The following is a 16,897-nucleotide window of genomic DNA, read 5'->3' as shown; positions in this document are numbered from 1 at the left end:
AGCCCTCTTGGCTTACAACGACTGGATAGAGCCCTTAGGCAATACAGCTGCAATGTAATCTTTTTTAATTGTAATTTGAGTCGTGTCGTTCAAGCTCAGTAACACGTAGTCATTGTCATCGCTGATCTTTGCAATCTTGCCTAAAATGCCGCCGCTGGTCAGCACTTCATCACCTTTTCCAAGTGATGACATCAGGTTTTTGTGCTCTTTAACACGCTTCGATTGCGGACGGAAAATCATGAAATAGAAAATCAGGCCGAAAATCACCAGCATGAAAATCAATTCCATAGTGCCACCACTCTGTGGAGTGCCAGCAGCATTTGCATATGCATTTGAAATGAACATAGTTTTCTCTTCTTATTAGCAAAAAATCAATCGACTAACTCTGGTACTTCGCGACCTTGACTGGTATAGAAGTCCTTCACAAAGGCGTCTAATGTACCCGTCTCAATCGCACCGCGCAAACCTTCCATTAACATTTGATAGTATCTCAAGTTGTGAATGGTGTTTAAACGCGCACCCAGAATCTCATTACAACGATCTAAGTGGTAAAGGTACGCCCGTGAATAATTTTTACAGGTATAACAATCACACTTAGGATCGAGCGGTGAAGTGTCATCACGATGACGCGCGTTGCGGATCTTGATGACACCTTCACTGGTAAACAGATGGCCGTTGCGGGCGTTACGGGTTGGCATCACACAGTCAAACATGTCGATACCACGACGCACACCTTCAACTAAATCCTCTGGCTTACCGACCCCCATCAGATAGCGCGGCTTGTCAGCAGGAATTTGTGGACAGACATGCTCAAGAATGCGGTGCATGTCTTCCTTAGGCTCACCTACGGCCAAACCACCGACGGCATAACCGTCGAAACCAATTTCGACTAAGCCTTTTAAGCTCTCGTCGCGTAAATCTTCATAAACACTGCCTTGGATAATCCCAAATAATGAATTGGGGTTTTCCAGGCGGTCAAACTCGTCGCGTGAACGCTTAGCCCAACGCAGTGACATCTGCATTGACTTGCGCGCTTCATCTTCGGTTGCTGGATACGGAGTACATTCGTCAAAAATCATTACCACATCACTGCCCAATGCATGTTGAATTTGCATTGACTTTTCAGGATCTAAGAAGATTTTCTCGCCGTTAATTGGCGAGCGGAAATGCACACCTTCTTCAGTAATCTTACGAATGTCACCCAAACTGAACACTTGGAAACCGCCCGAATCGGTCAGAATAGGACGCTGCCAATTCATAAAATCGTGAAGGTCACCATGCTTACGCATGATTTCTTCGCCAGGGCGTAACCACAGGTGGAAAGTGTTACCGAGCAGAATATCGGCGCCAGTAGCACGCACTTCTTCTGGCGTCATCCCTTTTACCGTACCGTAAGTCCCTACAGGCATAAATGCTGGGGTTTCCACTGTACCACGTTCAAAAATCAAGCGACCACGGCGCGCACGGCCGTCGGTAGTGTCAAGTTCAAATTTCATCATTCACCTCGCCAGATAAACAGTCTGACTACATTTTTAATGGCAAGCGCCATTTTGATTAACAATAGAGATAGGGACAGTTCAAAAAGGTTCAACCTTTGGCTGAAAAAAATACCCGCCCAAACTCAATGTGGGCGGCTATTTTAAAACAAAATCTTGGTCTAGTGAGCTTTTTTCGTCACAAACATGGCATCGCCATAGCTAAAGAAGCGATATTTTTGCGTGATTGCGTGTTGATACGCCGCCATAACATGATCAAAACCGGCAAAGGCACTAACCAACATGATGAGCGTCGATTCCGGCAGGTGAAAGTTAGTGATCATGGCATCGACGATTTGGAACTGATACCCAGGGTAGATAAAGATATCGGTATCACCGCTAAAGGCTTTAAGTTCGCCTTCACTTGCACGGGCCGCACTCTCCAGTGAACGTACAGACGTCGTGCCCACAGCAACCACACGTTTGCCTGCCGCTTTCGTTTGGGCAATTAAATCCACCACATCCTGCGGCACATTGGCCCACTCAGAATGCATTTTGTGCTCGAGCACATTATCGACGCGCACGGGTTGGAAGGTGCCTGCGCCGACGTGCAAGGTCACAAACGCGATATTTACGCCCTTGGCTTTTAATGCCTCAAGCATGACATCATCAAAGTGTAGACCCGCCGTAGGCGCGGCAACCGCACCGGGGTTCTGGTTATACACGGTTTGATAGCGCTCTTTATCGGCATCCTCATCGGGACGGTCGATATAAGGTGGCAATGGCATATGCCCTACTGCTTCGAGCACTTCTAAAATTGTGAGATCGGATAAGAGTTCGAGTTCAAATAAGGCGTCATGGCGAGCAGCCATCTTCATCTCATAACCGCCGTCGAGATGAATAATGCTATCTACTTTCGGGGATTTAGAGCTGCGCACATGGGCGAGGATACGTTTATCATCGAGCATACGCTCAACTAAAATCTCGAGTTTGCCACCACTGGCCTTTTGGCCAAATAAACGTGCTGGGATCACCCGGGTATTGTTAAATACCATTAAATCGCCGGGATTAATCATCTCCAGCAGATCGGTAAACTGTTTATCGGCGAGCGTGCCAGTATTGCCATCTAAGGTTAACAGACGTGACGCCGTACGTTGCGCCATGGGATAACGAGCGATAAGTTCGTCGGGAAGATCGAAAGAAAAGTCTGTTACGCGCATGCAAAGGCCTCTAGATAGCTTAGAACGGCGGCTAGTCTATGGTTAGAGGCCAATAAGATCAAGATTACTTGTTCACGATATCCATATCGGTCACTGCATCCTGCTCATTGAGCGTATTTGAGCTCAATGCGTCATCCACATCATATTTAGCCCGAGTGCGAGCAAAATGATCGATGCTGAAACTATGTTGCTCATAGGGAATATCAACCAGCATTTTTTTACGTTTGGGACGCTCGTCTTTACCAAGCATTTTGATGAACCAGTTCCACATCGTCCATGATCCTTAACAGGTTAGTTGATTAGCGCATTTTCTGTCTTTAGCATCAGCATTTACACTCCTGTTAGAAATGCTGAATCTAGCACTACCTTACAAAAGCACACGATTTTTGCCTATTTGCACTTTCCTCAGCGCGCCTGCCCATGATAACGTGAACCAACGCGATTAACCAAGCACAAAAAATGAACATTCTTACACACTTACATCTGGCTGATATCAGTAAAACCCACCTTGGTGCCAATCTAGCAGGCAATTTTATTACCGCGTCGATAGACAATGCCCCACAAGCACTACGCCAAGGACTGTGGTTAAACCATGAAATCAATCAGCTCTGTGCGACCCATGAGTTGACTCAAGAACTCATCGCATTGTTTCCTAAACAGTTAACAAGTATAGCAGCAGATTTGATGTTCATCAGTTTCGATTATTATTTAGCCTTCTACTGGGAAGAATATCATCATCTGTCACTGCCTGATTTTAGCCAAAAAGCCTATAGTGAACTGGCAGAATTTGCCGCGCAAAGCGATGTGTATCACCCTCAGCTATGCCTAGACATTATCGCCGATATGCGCCGTCAAGATTGGTTAAACGGGTACGCCACACCTAAGGGCATTCAACAGGCATTAACCCAAAGGGCCAAAGGTCATCCGCACAGTGCCTTATTTAACGGTGCGGATAAAATTTTAGCCCAAATGCAGATTGAGACAGAAACCGCCTTTCGTACCTTCTACCCCCAGTTGATGGCCTATACCCGTATTTGGAGCCGTAAAACTCCGAGTGACTATTTACCCGAATAATCCCGAGGAGACCATCTCAGTGATAAGAGCAAGCTCAAGGGAGCAATCACCTCATCCAAAGGGATGGAAACAAAAACTGCAAAGCCCTCGATTTTGGCTAAAGCAGCTTAGGGATTTAACCATTATGGCGCTACTGCTCTATGGGGTAAGCCTCTATTTACAACGGGATATGGTCACAGGCCAAGCGCCAGTATTAAGCGGTATTACCATTGATGGCGGCAAGTTTGCACTTAATACAGCCCAAACTGAGCCAACATTAGTCTATTTCTGGGGAACCTGGTGCCCAGTATGCCGCGTAACATCGCCGATGGTTGAGACCATCAGCCAAAATCATCGGGTGATTTCAGTCGCCGTTGCTTCAGGTAGTGATAGTGAGATTCAAACCTTTATGGATGAACATCAATATCACTTTCCGGTACTTAATGATGATAGTGGAACGCAGAGTGCTCTCTGGGGCGCGATGGCATTTCCAGCCATTTATGTTATCGATACGCAAGGAAATATTCGTTACGTTACCTCAGGAGTAACGTCTACCTGGGGGATGAAGTTTAGATTATGGTTAGCGCAGTTTTAATGCCCCATGACATTGTTGAGAATATACTGCTTAGTAACTGATATTTTGCTAGTATGGCCACGCAAAAGATGAGGATACGATGCAGATATTTGATTACCAGCCCCCTTCAGTCCCTTGGTTAGATCTTCGCTATCAAGATAGAGATGTGATCGTTATTAATAAACCTTCGGGCTTATTGTCTAATCCCGGCAGAGCCGCACATACCTTCGATTGTGCCCTCACTCGGCTGCAACGTCTTTATCCTGAAACGATTCTGGTGCACAGACTCGACTGCGCCACCTCAGGAATTATGGTTTTTGCGCGCAATAAAAAAGCCGAATCCCACTTAAAAACCCAGTTTCAAGATCGACAAAGTGAGAAAGTGTATATTGCTGAGGTCATGGGACTGGTCGAGCTGGATGCAGGTATAATTGATTTAGCTATCGCCCCCGACCCCGAGCATCCACCCTATCAAAAGACCCAAGCGGCGGGGACGGCTGGCGCGAAAAGTGCTCTTACCCATTACCGAGTGCTTGAAAGACGCGAAAACAGCACCTTAGTGGAATTAACCCCAGAAACGGGCCGAACCCACCAGCTTAGGGTACATATGCTCGCCCTTGGGCATCCCATTTTAGGGGATGAATTTTATGGTAATGCTGAGGTGATCAAGGCCAGACCGAGGCTGTGTCTCCATGCCCAAAGCTTGAGCTTTACCCATCCGTATTCGGGTAAAAGGATGCATTTTTTCAGTCAGCATCCTTTCAATGAATAATCGGCAAAAATACAAGAGGTCGCGTTAAGCGACCTCTGTTTTAACCAAACCTGACCATCCCGCTACACAGGGATAAGCTTGAGAGGGAATATTATTCGCCCAACTCAGTTGCCATTAAAAAATCACAACCGTTTTAAGCAACACGCTGATTAAAATCAATATCCGCAACTAATTTATCTACTTGAAAATAACTGCCCTGTTCGTTGCAAAATTGCAGTTGCATATTAGGCGTTACCATAAAATACTCACCGAAGAAATTACCGCCCACATCTTCTACTTTTTTGCCCTGTGGCGTATCAGTTAAATTGACTTCATCTAAGCTATGGCAGCCATCACTGAACCAAGTTTCTAAATAATATTTATCCGCTTCTTTATAGAGGGTAATTTTGTCACCTAGCAGTGGACGCTCATCTAACCAACGACCAATAATTTCACGATTTTGCATATCTGTCTCCCGCCAATGTAGGCGACGGCGTTTTTCAATCCCAGACATCCTGATATCCTTATGCAATACCCACTCACCTAAAGTGAACGTCAGTTGTGGTAGTACATTAAGCATAGAACCCATTTACCGCTTTACTCCCCCGAGTCGCAAATTACGTCAAACTCATCAAAAAATGTAATTTTTTGGTTAAATTTAATTTGCTAAACATTTAAAAACTAAAAGATAATTTAGCTTGATTAATTAATGGGCAGTGTAGCTTAATTAGAAAATAAAAACGCGATCTTTATCACTATTTACCTATCGCTAAAGTAAAGATAAATAACCTGTTGCAATACGGTTTATTTAATTACGTATGAATGAGCTTGTTACATCTTTTAATGTCCACTTACAGTGAGATTCTGATATAACAAGATGGATTAAAATCGCCCTACAAATAAACAACAATAAAGCAGGAAGCCTATGCACAATATTCATCGCCGCCATTTTCTGAAAGCCGCAGGCGCCGTCACTGCCGGCCTTGTTACGGCCAATATTGCCCTCGACGCTACCGCCAGTAACGTTGCCCCGAAACCCAGTCGTGGGAAATCAGTTATTGGACTCATTGCCCCTAAAATGGAGGTGGTTAGAGTTGGTTTTATCGGTGTGGGAGAGCGTGGATTTAGCCATGTCGAACAGTTTTGTCACTTAGACGGCGTGGAGCTAAAAGCCATTTGCGATACGCACCAAGCGGTTATTGATAGAGCGGTTGAGCATATCGTTAAACAAAAACGGCCAAAACCTGCGATCTATACTGGCAATGATCTGAGCTATCGCGAGCTATTAAACCGTGATGACATTGATATTGTGATTATTTCCACTCCGTGGGAATGGCATGCTCCAATGGCTATCGACACTATGGAAAGTGGTAAACACGCCTTTGTTGAAGTTCCACTCGCCCTCACCGTCGAAGAGTGCTGGCAAATCATCGATACCGCCGAGCGTACCCAGAAAAACTGCATGATGATGGAAAACGTCAATTACGGCCGTGAAGAATTGATGGTGCTTAACATGGTGCGCCAAGGCTTATTTGGCGAATTACTCCACGGCGAAGCCGCTTATATCCATGAACTGCGCTGGCAAATGAAAGAAATTGACCATAAAACCGGCTCATGGCGCACTTATTGGCATACTAAACGCAATGGTAATTTATATCCCACTCACGGTTTAGGGCCTATTTCCCAGTATATGAATATCAACCGTGGTGACAGATTCGATTACCTGACCTCCATGAGTTCGCCAGCTTTAGGTCGTGCTTTATATGCTAAGCGAGAATTTCCCGCCGATCATGAACGTAATCAGCTCAAATACATTAATGGCGATATGAGCACTAGCCTGATTAAAACCGTGAAAGGCAGAACCATTATGGTTCAACACGATACCACCACCCCAAGACCCTACAGTCGCCATAATCTAATCCAAGGCACTAACGGTGTGTTTGCTGGCTTCCCTAATCGTATCGCAATCGAAAATGGGGGTTTTGGTCAGAGTTACCACGAGTGGGATATGGACATGCAAAAGTGGTATGACAAATACGATCACCCACTGTGGCAACGTATTGGTAAAGAAGCCGAAATCAACGGCGGTCACGGCGGCATGGATTTTGTGATGCTTTGGCGAATGATCTATTGCCTACGTAACGGCGAGGCACTCGATCAGGATGTCTATGATGGTGCGGCTTGGTCTGTGGTCAATATTTTAAGTGAACAATCACTCAATAACCGCAGTAACTCAGTAAACTTCCCCGACTTTACCCGCGGCGCATGGGAACATGCTAAGCCCCTAGGGATAGTGGGAGCCTAAATCGCGCTGAGTTGAGCGTGTAGCAGTAGATTAAGGGGACAAGCATTAGCTTATCCCCTTATGACTCAATAACAGCCTATTGATTTAATTTTTAATGCAAAATCACCACTTTGCTGCGCACCAATCACTAGCCCAATACTTGTGAGACGGCTCAAATCAATCTCAGCACGCTCAATCGGCTTGCCACGGCACTGGGGATGAAACGCTGTAAAGGGGATTTCAATACGTTGCCAGTGAATAATACTGCCACCATTAACGCCAAAAGACTGATGCTTAGCATCGGGCATCGGTGCTTGATAAACCGTACTCTGCGGCGTGTCGGCATCTTTGAGATTCACTTTGTAGTGCTTGCTTCTATCACGGTCGAGTTCGAGATAAATCCCAGTGAATTCACTCACATTTTTGGGTTCAAACTCACAGCGCACCGAGGCAAACCCGCCACCATTGGCGAGTGACACATGGCCGCTAAACATCCCATAGCCTAACGGAGAGATGGTGAGCTTACTGCGTGACAAACCGCCCATCACAGTATCATTAACGCCATACCAAGACTTTGCCGCATTTAACTCTTTAAAATCGAAAAGGATCATAACTACTCCCATAAAAAAAGCAGCCACCGAAGTGACTGCTCCTATGATACTTTCTTCTACACTAACAACAGCACACTTTATCCAAGTTTAGCTTTGTTTTCAGCGGCTTCACAAGCAGCAGCGGTAAAAATCACGTCCGTAGAGCTATTCAGTGCCGTTTCGGCTGCATCTTGGATCACGCCGATAATAAAACCAACAGCAACCACTTGCATCGCCACATCGTTAGAAATGCCAAACAAGCTACAAGCAAGCGGAATAAGCAATAACGAACCACCCGCCACACCAGATGCACCACAGGCAGAAATCGCAGCTACCACGCTAAGCAGCAAGGCAGTCAGCAGATCAACTTGAATCCCCAAAGTATGTGCCGCTGCTAAAGTCAGTACGGTAATCGTAATCGCAGCGCCGCCCATATTGATGGTTGCCCCTAACGGGATAGAGACTGAATAAGTATCTTCGTGCAGATTTAACTTTTCACACAATGCCATATTCACTGGAATATTGGCCGCACTTGAGCGGGTGAAAAATGCCGTCACACCACTCTCACGCAGACAGCGGATCACAAGTGGATAGGGATTACGTTTGATTTTAACGTAAACAATCAGCGGGTTAATAATTAAGGCGATAATAGCCATCGCACCGAGCAATACGGCTAATAACTGAGCGTAGCCCGCAATTGCCGCAAAACCGGTTTCAGCAAATGTGGCAGCAACTAGACCGAAAATACCAATAGGCGCTAACCGAATGATAAAATGCACCATTTGCGAAATACCATGGCTCACATCCGCAAACACTTGTTTGGTTGAATCACTCGAATGATGTAAGGCTAAGCCAAGACCCACACCCCAAGCCAAAATACCAATATAGTTCCCCGTCATCAGGGCATTCACGGGGTTATCAACCAGTTTAAACAACAGGGTGTTAATCACCTCACCAATTCCCTGTGGCGGACTGGTGCCTTCAACACCCGCAACTAACACCAGATTAGTCGGGAACATCATACTTAAAATCACTGCGGTTAATGCCGCAGCAAAGGTACCCAATAAGTACAACACCACGATTGGGCGCATATTCGTTTGAGTATTTTTCTTTTGATTCGCAATGGAGGATGCCACGAGAATAAAGACTAGAATAGGCGCTATCGCTTTTAATGCACCAACAAATAAACTACCTAAAAAAGCGACTTGTTTGGCCCATTCATGTGAAAAACTGGCTAAAGCGACACCAGCGATAATCCCGACGAGAATTTGCAGCACCAAACTGCTATTAGCCAACTTGGCTAAAAAAGATGATTCTTGTTTCATTACTTAACCTATCGTTATTATATTTCGGCTGAGTTTCCCCATCCCACACCTTCAAAATTGAGGCCAATAAGGTTTTATAGGATGTGATGGAACTTGTCTAGCTTTGCAGGGAAATAAGCGAATTAAATTACCCAGTCCCTGCAAAACCCTTACAAAAATCCAACACGCTCTAATTTGACCGCTTAGCCGCTAAATCAGCCCCCCGTAGCATGGCTTCCACAAGCTCATGGGCATCAAACTTAGTCAGCGCCTCATTTGCCCCCACTTGATGGGCTTGGCTGACGCTGATTTCGCTCGACAACGAGGTATGGAGAATAATATAAGCATTAGCCAACAGTGGATTATCTCGGACTTCAAATGCCAGCTCATAGCCATCGAGCCCCGGCATTTCGATGTCACTAACTAAAATATCAATCGGGTGACGCTCGGCAGCCGCCTGCTCCATAATAGAGAGCGCTTCTCTTCCATCAGGGGTCACGAAATAGGGAATATTAATACTATCGAGCGCATCGGAAAGTTGCTTACGGGCCACCTTAGAATCATCGACCAACAGAATCCGCATGGGTTTTAACTTCTCCCGCTGCACATCCGTTAGGATTGCTCGATTGGCCTCAGGTGCATCGGGGAACACCTTAGACAGTAACAGCTCCACGTCAAGTAACTGCACTAACTGGTTATCGTAGCGCGTCACTCCAGTTAAAAAGGCATTTCTCCCTAAATTTGCCGATGGCGCTTCAATGTCACGCCAATTGCACTCAATAATCTTATCAATGGCGCGCACTAAAAAGCCGATAATCATGCGCTGGCAATCAGTAATGATGATATAGCAATGTTTACGTTCTTCATCACTGATTGGCCGATAACCAATGGCAGCCGCCATATCCACCACCGGGATAGTATGACCACGAATGGTCGCGGCACCCATGATTGTCGGATGAGATTTAGGGATCTTACTCAGCGGCGTGTAAGGCACTAATTCACGAATTTTGAGCGTGCCTAAGGCAAATACCTGATGTTGAGATAACCGAAAAAGGAGTAGCCCTTGTGACTGATTTGCCTTACTTTTCATGATAAAACTAAGCGCTCACTCAAATTAAACTGCCAGTATATTAACCTTAACATGCCTTAAAAGTTATGACTAAGGTCAAATGTGATCAAATCAGCCAATTACTTTATCTTTGGAACAATCTTCCCTTCTCAAGGACTAATCCTGCAAAGCATAGAGCACATCGAAGGCAAACTGATCCCACCCCTCAGCGCTAAAAGCAATGTCGCGAATGCTGCGCACTTGGCTAACGGCATGCAACGGCGCAGCACCATTAACCATGAGGTAATAAGCCATAATGAGCCCGGTACGATCTTTTCCCGAACGGCAATGGATTAACACGGGTAAATCATCGGCTTCACATTGTTGAATAAAGGCTAGCGCTCTGGGTAATTGGGCGACACAAATGGCGATATCCCCTTCCTGTGGCGGCACGTTTCTGGAAAACGGGATACATTCATAACGCAAACCATGGTGCTGAAAACTACCGGGCTCGCAGCCTTCTCCGCCATTAACGGATAACACGGCGCGGATCCCCGATGCTTTAAGCTCTGCTAAATCCCAAGGGTCCTTATTAGGGCCACTGCGGCCCGCGATTTTACCTTCAACTAACCAAAATAAATGCTGCATACTGCCTCTACCAAACCAATTCGAAACAACCTGAAGATATGCTAAGCATAACTCACACCTGAGGAATTAAGACTTTTTACCCCAAAACTCAACATTCGCCACGGGTAACTGTTTACGCTTTTTCTTGCCAGAGCCTTCGGGCTTGGCCTGAGGTTTTTCCTGCGCTAACACATCCAGCGGTATTTCAGCATTGGCTTCAAATCCGGGGATTTGTTCACGCACCAGTTTGATTTTGTTTTTCTTTTCAATCACACCAAAGTGGTGATATTCCTCATGGGAAATTAAAGTCACCGCGAGGCCCACCTCGCCAGCACGACCGCTACGACCAATACGGTGCATATAATCGGCTGGACTTCTTGGTAAATCAAAGTTAATCACGACGGGGAGTTTATCAATATCAATACCACGGGCTGCGATATCAGTCGCAATTAGCACACTAATGTCACCATTTTTAAACCCATCAAGGACGCGAGTCCGCGCACCTTGAGCTTTATCGCCATGGAAAACTTCGGCGCTAATTCCCCGTTTTGACAACTTTTGCGCGAGGTGGTTACAGGTATTTTTAGCACTGACAAAAATTAACGCCTGTGACCATTGATGCTGTTTAATCAAATGGGCCAATAACGCTGTTTTTTGCTCGCGGTTAACGGTTATCACACGCTGCACAATGGTGCTTTCTTGCTCACTTTGCAGATGAAACTCAAGCGGTTGATGGAGTAATTGGGTCGTTAGCGCGCGCACTTCTTCGGGGAATGTCGCCGAAAACAGTAAGGTTTGTTTTTGGGCAGGGAGCGCCTCAAGCACTTGATTTAATTCATCAGTAAACCCAAGGCTTAACATCCGGTCCGCTTCATCCAGCACTAAGGCCGAGACGCGATTTAACTTAAGCGCATTGCTGGCTAATAAATCTAGTAAACGCCCAGGAGTTGCGACCAACACATCGGCGCCAGCGCGTAAGCTTTGCATTTGCAGATTGACAGACACACCACCAAAGGCCGCGACAATCTTAAGCTGACCATTAAAATGGGATGCATAGGATAAAAAGCTGTCGGCGACTTGCTGCGCCAATTCGCGGGTAGGTACGAGCACCAAACAACGCACTTGGCCTGCTGACTTATCAGCACTTTTTGCTTCACTCAATCGCTGCAATAACGGCACTGCAAAAGCAGCGGTTTTTCCAGAACCTGTATTCGCCCCTGCTAACACGTCCTGTCCACTGAGTACGGCAGGAATGGTAGCCGCTTGTATCGGTGTGGGAAAAACATAACCCAGCTCAGAGAGTCGATTACATAAGGGGGCAATAATGCCAAGTTCGGCAAAGCTGGCAACGGCGGAAGAAGCTTGGGTCATAAAAAATTACATGGCTCATCAATAACAAATATGACCGCTATTCTAACGTAAAATGCGCGTCCTTGCTTGTCGATTCCAGCATTAACAGTTGTTGTTTCATCGTAAGTCCATAGGCATAACCCGTTAATTGGCCATTTTTACCAATGATGCGGTGACAGGGCACAATAATCGCGATGGGATTGGCGCCATTGGCGGCACCGACTGCCCTGACGGCTTTTGGCCTGTCGATACGCTGGGCGATCTCGCCATAACTGCAACTCTGACCATAACCGACCTGCACCAAGGCCTGCCACACCTGCTGCTGAAATTCGGTTCCTTTGGGCGCTAAGCTTAAGTGGAACTGGGTTAGCTCACCGCGAAAATAATCCAGAAGCTGCGCCTTTGCCTGCTCAATATGACTTTTAGCCCGCGCGAGTTCGTCATCACTTGCGACCTTTAGGGGGATCTCGGTACGACTCGACCCGACGACCGTTAAATGGCTCAATCCGTAGGCATTGGCATTAAGTTGTAGTACGCCCACAGGGGTACTTAAGATATCGACAGCGCAGGGCTGATAATCTTTGGCCGTTGGGGCGCTAATCAGTTGCGATAAATTCGGGCTCATAGTGGTTCTCGTCAACGGCTTTAGTACAGTGTTTTCGTACTGTGTTTCAAATAGTGGCTCTCATATAGAGCCTCGGTACTGAATCAATAAACATGGCCTGAAATGCCCTATGCATTGGACCACAGCAGGAAGGTCAAATAACTCCCCCAAGGGGCGATATCCGCACTTACCCGCTCAACAATCGCTGAATAATCCAGTTGTTTTTGCGCTTCAGTATCTAACCCTGTCTGCTCACCCATCGTCGCCAGTAATTGCTTTTTCACAATTAAATCCGTGTGCAGGAAGATATTTGGATCGCCAAGCCCACGTAATTTGGCATAGGCAATGGTCCAGGGGCCAATGCCTTTTACCCTAATCCACTCATCGGCTGTGGCTTCTGGGTGGTCACAGATAAACGCCGCAAGCGCATTAAGCGCCAGTTTGCGCGCGCCAGGCATTTTAAGCTCATCGAGGCAGGCATGACGGATCACCTGCGGTGTAGGGAACAAGCGATACTCTTGCCCGTTTAAGCTAAAGCGTTCGCCATAGGCTTCGACTAATAAATTGAGTAACTTAGTGGCCTGCACTACGCTCACCTGCTGACCTAAAACGGCTCGGCAACCCGCCTCAAATAAAGATCCTGCTCCCGGGATCCTAAGACCTGATTTAGGGATTAACTTAAGATCGGTCAAACGCTGTAGGTTGTGCTCAATCAGCTGCATATCGGCATCGAGATCTAAAATGCGCCGCACTTGGGTGATGAGTTTTTGTAGGCCCGCCAAGGGCGAGTCGGGCGTTAATGTCAGCGTGATTTTAAAGCGATGCAAATGTGCCTCATGGGCGATACGCACCACTGCGCGGATATCCTCAAGTTGCAAGGTGCGACCATACTCAAGTGTATCTTGGGACATCATGTCGTTGGAGTCATGATTTGCCCCCTCACTAAACCACTCCATTCCCGCCACGGCGCGCAGGCGATAAAAGGCTAACTGCGCCGGCCAATCGAGCGGCGGTCGGTAATACTGATATAAACTCAAACTGTGCGCTGGCATCTGCTGCGGACTAGCCTTATTAGTTCTCTCCCCTTCCTCTAACTTGGCAGTCGACTTCAGACTGGATTTTCTTAACTGTGTGGGCGTTAATTGCAGAGTCTGTTGAAATGCCTCGTTGAAACGGCGAATACTGTTAAAGCCTGCGGCAAGCGCAACCTGAGTGATGGGCAGCTGCGTCTGATGCAACAACTGTTTTGCGAACATTAACTGACGATAGAGTGCAAATTGCTTAGGCGAAGTGCCAAATCCAGAGGTAAATAACTTATTTAGATAACGGCTGCTGATCCCCAGTTTGTCCGCCAAGGCCTCGACCGTTAATCCATGCTCACCCGATAAGGCGCCAGCTTCAATCAAACCTATAGCTCTGTCTAGGGTTGTGCCTGTCCCTTTCCACGGATTAGAGCCTGGTGCACTGTCGGGGCGGCAACGTAGGCAAGGCCTCAGCCCCGCCTGTGCGGCTTTAATGGCCGAGTCGAAATAACGTACGTTTTCTTCTTTAGGTGCAACGGCAGGGCACACCGTTCGGCAGTAAATGCCCGTACTTAACACGCCCACAAAGAACTTACCGTCAAAACGTGGATCACGGCTGATGCGAGCCTCGCGGCAAATCGTCGCGGATAAGTAGCACTCTTGCAAATCGTTTACTACCGGCACGACTAGTGGTTTAGTGGTTGGTTTTGGACTCACTGCTATCAGCTTCATTTGGCTATCCGACAATCTTATTCACAATTTTGTACTTGTCGGTTACTGTACGTCACCCTATGCTAGCACACTCGCGGAAAACGGAACTGGATCATCGCGTGCTTTTAAAGTGCAAGATCCTATATGCTAGACACCTCGACGTTTTCCCCCATTCACTTTTCTCAATAAAATAGAGTCAATTCATGTTTAAACGATTTGAATCTTGGGTTGAAGCCCTGCCCGATGGCGAACCAACCAAGCCTCCCACGGGGGTGTATGCGTTCTGCCGGCATTACACTAAGGGCTATGAATTACCGCTTATCTTAATGTCGGTGCTGACGGCATTAATCGCCATGCTCGAAGTCTCGCTATTTGGCTTTATGGGACAATTAGTCGATTGGTTAGTGAAAAAAAGCCCTGAGACACTCTTTCAAGATGAAGGCTCAACGCTGATATTAATGGGTGTAATGGTCTTAGTGGTGATGCCACTATTAGTGCTATTCCATGCGCTGATCATGCATCAAACCTTGCTGGGTAATTATCCCATGTCGATTCGTTGGCTTGCGCATCGCTATCTGCTCAAGCAAAGCGTGTCCTTCTATCAAAATGATTTTGCCGGCCGCATTGCCACTAAAGTGATGCAAACTTCCCTTGCGGTCCGTGAGACCGTGATGAAGCTCCTCGATGTGCTGGTGTACATTTTAGTGTATTTCACTTCCATGCTGGTGATGGTGGCCAGTGCCGATGTGCGTCTGGTGATCCCCATGCTGATCTGGCTGGCGCTCTATATCGGTTTACAGTGGTATTTTGTGCCTAGGCTGAAAACAGTCTCAACCGAACAGGCCGATGCACGCTCGACAATGACAGGACGTATTGTCGACAGTTACACCAATATCACCACGGTGAAACTCTTCGCCCATACGGATAAAGAGGCCGAGTATGCCAAGGCGAGTATGCGCAGTTTCCTCGACACAGTGTACCGCCAGATGCGCCTCGTCACGGGGATCAGTGTCAGTGTGCAAGTGATTAACTATATGCTCGCCTTCAGCATTGCCGCTGTGTCTATCCTACTCTGGAGTGACAATGCCATCTCCGTTGGAGCGATTGCAATTGCCGTAAGTTTAGCGCTGCGTCTCAATGGCATGTCGCAATGGATCATGTGGGAAATCAGCTCGTTATTTGAAAATATCGGCACAGTGACCGATGGGATGAATACCCTTTCCAAGACGACACTGATCCAAGACTCACCCAATGCCAACACCTTAGTGGTTGAGCAAGGACGTATCGATTTTAATCAGGTGAGCTTCCATTATGGTGAAAATACTGGCGTAATCGACGAACTCAACCTCACGATCAAAGCGGGCGAAAAAGTCGGTCTAGTTGGCCGCTCGGGCGCGGGTAAGTCTACCTTAGTCAATCTGTTAATGCGCTTTTACGATGTTGAGAAAGGCCAAATTTGTATCGATGGACAAGACATTAAGTCCGTCAAACAGGATTCGCTACGTTCACAGATTGGTATGGTCACCCAAGACACTTCCCTACTGCACCGCACGATTCGTGAAAATATTCTGTACGGCAATCCAGGGGCGAGCGAAATCCAACTCGAACATGCGATTAAACAAGCTCAGGCCCATGATTTTATTAATGAACTAACCGACCCTAATGGCAATCATGGTTTAGATGCACAAGTCGGTGAACGCGGCGTGAAACTCTCTGGCGGACAAAGACAACGTATCGCGATTGCTAGGGTGCTATTAAAAAATGCCCCTATTTTACTGCTCGATGAGGCCACTTCTGCCTTGGACTCTGAAGTTGAAGCTGCGATTCAAGAAAGCTTGTACGAATTGATGCAGGGCAAAACCGTAATTGCAATCGCCCATCGATTATCGACTATTGCCGCAATGGATAGATTAATCGTGCTCGATCAAGGTCGGATTGTTGAACAAGGAACCCATCAAGAGCTGATTGCTGCTGGCGGTATCTATGCCCAGTTATGGGCTCACCAAACTGGCGGATTTTTAGGGGTTGAATAGTGTCGAGTTGTAACTTAATGAACTGATTTTAAAGGCGACATTAAGTCGCCTTTTTATTTTGTTCTGCCCCGTCCTAAATAGCGTTGTTGCATACTAACAGCGAGACATCGTTCCAAGACTTTATCCGTCATTCCGCACCTAATTTTCGATTTAAAAAACTTGACGGCGATCGGTCATTCTGATCTATTACTCTCTTTTGCAGGTAATTCATCATGGCCGCTCCCGCTATCTCTATCCGTAACCTCGACCAC

At 46.7% G+C, this 16,897-nt stretch carries 17 protein-coding genes; 5 read left to right on the top strand and 12 right to left on the bottom strand.

The window, feature by feature from the left end; translation table 11 throughout:
* Nucleotides 1-12: 12 nt before the first annotated feature.
* From yajC to AEA42_RS20820, 4 genes are all read right to left on the bottom strand, one after another.
* Entirely contained in the window at nt 13-345 is a 333-nt protein-coding gene (gene yajC / locus AEA42_RS20835; protein ID WP_037428220.1) for a preprotein translocase subunit YajC, read from the bottom strand.
* A gap of 26 nt (nt 346-371) precedes the next feature.
* Nucleotides 372-1,496 (bottom strand): tRNA guanosine(34) transglycosylase Tgt, encoded by a 1,125-nt coding sequence (gene tgt, locus AEA42_RS20830; RefSeq protein ID WP_011622165.1) that lies wholly within the window; start codon nt 1,494-1,496, stop codon nt 372-374.
* Between the two features lie 161 nt (nt 1,497-1,657).
* On the bottom strand, nt 1,658-2,695 hold the full coding sequence (gene queA / locus AEA42_RS20825) for a tRNA preQ1(34) S-adenosylmethionine ribosyltransferase-isomerase QueA (RefSeq protein ID WP_037428218.1): 1,038 nt from the start codon (nt 2,693-2,695) through the stop codon (nt 1,658-1,660).
* Between the two features lie 64 nt (nt 2,696-2,759).
* Entirely contained in the window at nt 2,760-2,966 is a 207-nt protein-coding gene (locus AEA42_RS20820; protein ID WP_037420254.1) for a hypothetical protein, read from the bottom strand.
* Between the two features lie 188 nt (nt 2,967-3,154).
* Between AEA42_RS20820 and AEA42_RS20815 the strand changes: the two genes are divergently transcribed.
* From AEA42_RS20815 to AEA42_RS20805, 3 genes are all read left to right on the top strand, one after another.
* The gene (locus tag AEA42_RS20815) at nt 3,155-3,769 is read left to right on the top strand and encodes an acyl carrier protein phosphodiesterase (RefSeq protein WP_037428216.1); all 615 of its coding nucleotides are present in this window, start codon (nt 3,155-3,157) and stop codon (nt 3,767-3,769) included.
* A 124-nt stretch (nt 3,770-3,893) separates the two neighbouring features.
* A complete protein-coding gene (locus AEA42_RS20810) occupies nt 3,894-4,343 on the top strand; it encodes a protein disulfide oxidoreductase (RefSeq protein WP_172588067.1) in 450 nt (149 codons plus the stop codon).
* A gap of 79 nt (nt 4,344-4,422) precedes the next feature.
* Nucleotides 4,423-5,094 carry an RluA family pseudouridine synthase gene (locus tag AEA42_RS20805; protein ID WP_037428215.1) on the top strand — a complete coding sequence of 224 codons (672 nt, stop codon included), beginning with the start codon at nt 4,423-4,425 and terminating at the stop codon, nt 5,092-5,094.
* A gap of 133 nt (nt 5,095-5,227) precedes the next feature.
* On the opposite strand, the gene AEA42_RS20800 is transcribed toward AEA42_RS20805, so the two are convergent.
* On the bottom strand, nt 5,228-5,662 hold the full coding sequence (locus AEA42_RS20800) for a hypothetical protein (protein WP_037420263.1): 435 nt from the start codon (nt 5,660-5,662) through the stop codon (nt 5,228-5,230).
* 336 nt (nt 5,663-5,998) lie between these two features.
* Here AEA42_RS20800 and AEA42_RS20795 point away from each other — a divergent pair, with 336 nt between their 5' ends.
* Nucleotides 5,999-7,378: a Gfo/Idh/MocA family oxidoreductase gene (locus AEA42_RS20795; protein ID WP_047537287.1), complete on the top strand. Its 1,380-nt coding sequence runs from the start codon at nt 5,999-6,001 to the stop codon at nt 7,376-7,378.
* Nucleotides 7,379-7,443: 65 nt separating this feature from the next.
* Here the strand turns inward: AEA42_RS20795 and AEA42_RS20790 are convergent, their stop codons facing one another.
* From AEA42_RS20790 to AEA42_RS20760, 7 genes are all read right to left on the bottom strand, one after another.
* On the bottom strand, nt 7,444-7,968 hold the full coding sequence (locus tag AEA42_RS20790) for a CIA30 family protein (protein WP_037428213.1): 525 nt from the start codon (nt 7,966-7,968) through the stop codon (nt 7,444-7,446).
* Nucleotides 7,969-8,045: 77 nt separating this feature from the next.
* The gene (sstT, locus tag AEA42_RS20785; RefSeq protein WP_037420273.1) at nt 8,046-9,272 is read right to left on the bottom strand and encodes a serine/threonine transporter SstT; all 1,227 of its coding nucleotides are present in this window, start codon (nt 9,270-9,272) and stop codon (nt 8,046-8,048) included.
* A 169-nt stretch (nt 9,273-9,441) separates the two neighbouring features.
* Nucleotides 9,442-10,341: a chemotaxis protein CheV gene (locus AEA42_RS20780; protein ID WP_055648739.1), complete on the bottom strand. Its 900-nt coding sequence runs from the start codon at nt 10,339-10,341 to the stop codon at nt 9,442-9,444.
* Nucleotides 10,342-10,476: 135 nt separating this feature from the next.
* The gene (locus AEA42_RS20775) at nt 10,477-10,947 is read right to left on the bottom strand and encodes a dual specificity protein phosphatase family protein (protein ID WP_037420279.1); all 471 of its coding nucleotides are present in this window, start codon (nt 10,945-10,947) and stop codon (nt 10,477-10,479) included.
* Nucleotides 10,948-11,013: 66 nt separating this feature from the next.
* A complete protein-coding gene (locus AEA42_RS20770; RefSeq protein WP_055648738.1) occupies nt 11,014-12,297 on the bottom strand; it encodes a DEAD/DEAH box helicase in 1,284 nt (427 codons plus the stop codon).
* A 37-nt stretch (nt 12,298-12,334) separates the two neighbouring features.
* Entirely contained in the window at nt 12,335-12,901 is a 567-nt protein-coding gene (locus AEA42_RS20765) for a methylated-DNA--[protein]-cysteine S-methyltransferase (protein WP_055648737.1), read from the bottom strand.
* Between the two features lie 107 nt (nt 12,902-13,008).
* On the bottom strand, nt 13,009-14,634 hold the full coding sequence (locus tag AEA42_RS20760; RefSeq protein ID WP_055648736.1) for an AlkA N-terminal domain-containing protein: 1,626 nt from the start codon (nt 14,632-14,634) through the stop codon (nt 13,009-13,011).
* A gap of 182 nt (nt 14,635-14,816) precedes the next feature.
* Between AEA42_RS20760 and AEA42_RS20755 the strand changes: the two genes are divergently transcribed.
* Nucleotides 14,817-16,646, top strand: a complete 1,830-nt coding sequence (locus AEA42_RS20755) for an ABC transporter ATP-binding protein (protein ID WP_055648735.1) — start codon at nt 14,817-14,819, stop codon at nt 16,644-16,646.
* Nucleotides 16,647-16,897 lie beyond the last annotated feature (251 nt).

Source organism: Shewanella sp. Sh95 (genome assembly GCF_001308045.1).
Classification (GTDB): Bacteria; Pseudomonadota; Gammaproteobacteria; order Enterobacterales; family Shewanellaceae; genus Shewanella; species Shewanella xiamenensis.
This window is presented reverse-complemented; position numbering and strand designations above follow the sequence as displayed.

What these genes read in the sequence shown, in the direction of transcription:
- yajC (WP_037428220.1), bottom strand. Translation starts at nt 345, where the DNA reads ATGTTCATTTCAAATGCATATGCAAATGCTGCTGGCACTCCACAGAGT.
- tgt (WP_011622165.1), bottom strand. Translation starts at nt 1,496, where the DNA reads ATGAAATTTGAACTTGACACTACCGACGGCCGTGCGCGCCGTGGTCGC.
- queA (WP_037428218.1), bottom strand. Translation starts at nt 2,695, where the DNA reads ATGCGCGTAACAGACTTTTCTTTCGATCTTCCCGACGAACTTATCGCT.
- AEA42_RS20820 (WP_037420254.1), bottom strand. Translation starts at nt 2,966, where the DNA reads ATGTGGAACTGGTTCATCAAAATGCTTGGTAAAGACGAGCGTCCCAAA.
- AEA42_RS20815 (WP_037428216.1), top strand. Translation starts at nt 3,155, where the DNA reads ATGAACATTCTTACACACTTACATCTGGCTGATATCAGTAAAACCCAC.
- AEA42_RS20810 (WP_172588067.1), top strand. Translation starts at nt 3,894, where the DNA reads ATGGCGCTACTGCTCTATGGGGTAAGCCTCTATTTACAACGGGATATG.
- AEA42_RS20805 (WP_037428215.1), top strand. Translation starts at nt 4,423, where the DNA reads ATGCAGATATTTGATTACCAGCCCCCTTCAGTCCCTTGGTTAGATCTT.
- AEA42_RS20800 (WP_037420263.1), bottom strand. Translation starts at nt 5,662, where the DNA reads ATGGGTTCTATGCTTAATGTACTACCACAACTGACGTTCACTTTAGGT.
- AEA42_RS20795 (WP_047537287.1), top strand. Translation starts at nt 5,999, where the DNA reads ATGCACAATATTCATCGCCGCCATTTTCTGAAAGCCGCAGGCGCCGTC.
- AEA42_RS20790 (WP_037428213.1), bottom strand. Translation starts at nt 7,968, where the DNA reads ATGATCCTTTTCGATTTTAAAGAGTTAAATGCGGCAAAGTCTTGGTAT.
- sstT (WP_037420273.1), bottom strand. Translation starts at nt 9,272, where the DNA reads ATGAAACAAGAATCATCTTTTTTAGCCAAGTTGGCTAATAGCAGTTTG.
- AEA42_RS20780 (WP_055648739.1), bottom strand. Translation starts at nt 10,341, where the DNA reads ATGAAAAGTAAGGCAAATCAGTCACAAGGGCTACTCCTTTTTCGGTTA.
- AEA42_RS20775 (WP_037420279.1), bottom strand. Translation starts at nt 10,947, where the DNA reads ATGCAGCATTTATTTTGGTTAGTTGAAGGTAAAATCGCGGGCCGCAGT.
- AEA42_RS20770 (WP_055648738.1), bottom strand. Translation starts at nt 12,297, where the DNA reads ATGACCCAAGCTTCTTCCGCCGTTGCCAGCTTTGCCGAACTTGGCATT.
- AEA42_RS20765 (WP_055648737.1), bottom strand. Translation starts at nt 12,901, where the DNA reads ATGAGCCCGAATTTATCGCAACTGATTAGCGCCCCAACGGCCAAAGAT.
- AEA42_RS20760 (WP_055648736.1), bottom strand. Translation starts at nt 14,634, where the DNA reads ATGAAGCTGATAGCAGTGAGTCCAAAACCAACCACTAAACCACTAGTC.
- AEA42_RS20755 (WP_055648735.1), top strand. Translation starts at nt 14,817, where the DNA reads ATGTTTAAACGATTTGAATCTTGGGTTGAAGCCCTGCCCGATGGCGAA.